This window comes from Rhodococcus yunnanensis NBRC 103083 (genome assembly GCF_001895005.1).
Taxonomy (GTDB): domain Bacteria; phylum Actinomycetota; class Actinomycetes; order Mycobacteriales; family Mycobacteriaceae; genus Rhodococcoides; species Rhodococcoides yunnanense.
This window is the reverse complement of the sequence record NZ_BCXH01000044.1, coordinates 1-2,559: the sequence shown is the minus strand read 5'-3', so window position 1 is coordinate 2,559 and position 2,559 is coordinate 1. Positions and strand designations below refer to the sequence as shown.

Annotated in this window: 1 protein-coding gene and 2 pseudogenes; 1 reads left to right on the top strand and 2 read right to left on the bottom strand. The window is 54.7% G+C overall.

Annotated elements, in window-relative coordinates:
* Window positions 1-471, top strand: a pseudogene (locus RY1_RS29165) (IS630 family transposase); the annotation flags it as partial.
* A gap of 850 nt (window positions 472-1,321) precedes the next feature.
* Here RY1_RS29165 and RY1_RS29160 read toward each other — a convergent pair.
* Together RY1_RS29160 and RY1_RS29155 are read right to left on the bottom strand one after the other, a co-directional pair.
* Window positions 1,322-2,194, bottom strand: coding sequence for a toll/interleukin-1 receptor domain-containing protein (locus tag RY1_RS29160; RefSeq protein WP_072807533.1), 873 nt, complete (start codon window positions 2,192-2,194; stop codon window positions 1,322-1,324).
* A 66-nt stretch (window positions 2,195-2,260) separates the two neighbouring features.
* Window positions 2,261-2,559 (bottom strand): annotated as a pseudogene (locus tag RY1_RS29155) (transposase); the annotation flags it as partial.

Genomic DNA, 2,559 nt, shown 5'->3' with positions numbered 1-2,559 from the left:
CCCACGACTACGTCCGCAACGGGACGACGACACTGTTCGCGGCACTCGACGTGGCGACCGGCAAGGTCACCGGCATCTGCAAACCGCGTCACCGTCATCAAGAATTTCTGTTGTTCCTCAAACACGTCGCGCGGGCTTACCCGGATCAGGAGCTTCACCTCGTAATGGACAACTACGCCACGCACAAGAAGCAGGAGGTACGAAATTGGCTCGCAAACAATCCGCGCATCACAGTGCATTTCACGCCTACCTCGGCGTCGTGGATGAATCTGGTCGAGGTCTGGTTCGGGATCATTCGAACGCCAAGCGATCCACCGCGGAACCTTCCGCAACGTCCGTGATCTCACCGCCAAGATTCGCGCGTTCATCAACGGCTGGAACCCACGCGCTCAGCCGTTCGTCTGGACCAAAACTGCGGAACAGATCCTCAAGACGGCCAACCGCCCAACAACTTCAAACGCGGACCACTAGGTCGAGGAGTATCTATGGATCCACACCGGTCCGGAGATCCGCGCGGGCTACCACCAAGAGGATAGGGGTTCGAATTGCCCCCGGAATGGGGCCAGGTTCTACACTGTGATCGTGGGCACTTCATCGTTCGCGAGCCGTGGTTTCAAGCGTTCAAGTCGCTCCGAAGTCGTGTGCGTTCAATCCGATTCACCACAGTCCAAGCGGTCTTTCAGCTCGGATCTCGGTGTCACAAGCGTGTCACATCTCGGTAGCAACCGCGCCACATTGCGCTCGACGTGGCCCTGTCTTTGTTGGCTCTCGACTACCGCCGTGAAGATGCTCAACATGTAGTTGACCGATCGTGGTGACCACTTCTTGTAGCCGGCTTGTTCGCCAGCCCGCAAGCGCTTGACCAATCGGTATATATCAGCCTTCGTCAGCTTCTGAACCTCGATGTCATGCAGTCTAGTGCTATTGATAATTTGCTGATGCGGCCATGTATCCTAAACGAACCGAATTGTGTATGTGCAGTTGTCCAAACTCGCAGGTAAGGACAAGGGCCCATCAGTTGCCGTGAGTGTGACTCGGTCTACAGTGCTAGACGGGGTTTTACGGGCAACCCGGTGTTACTTCGTGAAGTTGCGGAACTGCATCAGTGGCAGTAGTCCGACTCTGTTAATCGTCATGATCAGTGCCTTGAAGTACTTCATGACCTGGCGGTCTCGTGCTTCTCCGGTGACTTCTGGATCAGTCGGTAGTTCATACTCAATTGTTAAATTGTTTCCTATTTGCATTGCTTATTTCCCTGCAGAAGAGTATGGGGCAGATGGGCTCAATAATCAATAGGAATTGCGGGTGAAGTTATCCACAATTACATCCTCTCTACGGTGTGTCCCTCCAGGAGTGGGCTCGTCTGTGACTGTGTCTTTGTTAGGATGCGTACCGCTGTATTGTGAATAATGCTTAGGATGGTCTCGTAGTTACTGATTTGTTCAGGTGTGAACGGTTGACCGTCTTTAATCACGTACACGAGGTTCTGGAATGGACCCTGGTTCAAGTGGTATTCGCGAATCCCGTGTATGTGCTGCGAGTTCAGGAAGCGCTGGGCAATCTTCGATGTTTCGTCGGCAGCGCCCATCTGCCAACCGTTGTCGAATTCCATCTTCTCTTGACTGAAGGCACGGGTCGATTGCAGCAGCTCGTCCACCTTCGACTCGATCGTACGAGGCGGGGCAGATGGTTCTACCTCGAGAGCCGCATCAAGCTTCGCCTTCAGGTCATCCCACGACCCATCGAACCTACGCTGAACTGAGGATTCATTCTTTCCGAGGGACTCCGCGAGTGACTTTGCAGCCCGCCATAGGCCGTCTCGATCCATGGGCACGGCCTGAAACTGGCTCAATGTCGTAGGAAGCTCTGTCGCACTTGTGAAGTCGACGGTTATTGGAACGACACGGCCACGTTCGATTCCGACGAAGCGTTGACCGAGTGCTCCCGCCTCGAAGTTCAGCCATTCTTTGCCCTTGTTTTCTAAGGTGACCAGGACGATGCCGAAAACAGCGGTGTCCAAACGTGCGTTGACCTGACCTAGCCAATGCATACCGGCTTGAATGCTCACAGATGACACCCAAGGATCTACGTCGTCCATCAGGGTCGGCAGCCATTCCTGCAGCACTTCTGCCACTGCGCGTGCCAGTTCACCTGACCAACTGATGAAGACCGTCTTGTCACTAGGCGCTGTCATGGCCAGAGGTTATCAGTGCCGTTCAATCAAGATCATCGAAGTGACGGCGCTCATCGAAATTCCCCACTAGTGGTCCGCGTTTGAAGTTGTTGGGCGGTTGGCCGTCTTGAGGATCTGTTCCGCAGTTTTGGTCCAGACGAACGGCTGAGCGCGTGGGTTCCAGCCGTTGATGAACGCGCGAATCTTGGCGGTGAGATCACGGACGTTGCGGAAGGTTCCGCGGTGGATCGCTTGGCGTTCGAATGATCCCGAACCAGACCTCGACCAGATTCATCCACGACGCCGAGGTAGGCGTGAAATGCACTGTGATGCGCGGATTGTTTGCGAGCCAATTTCGTACCTCCTGCTTCTTGTGCGTGGCGTAG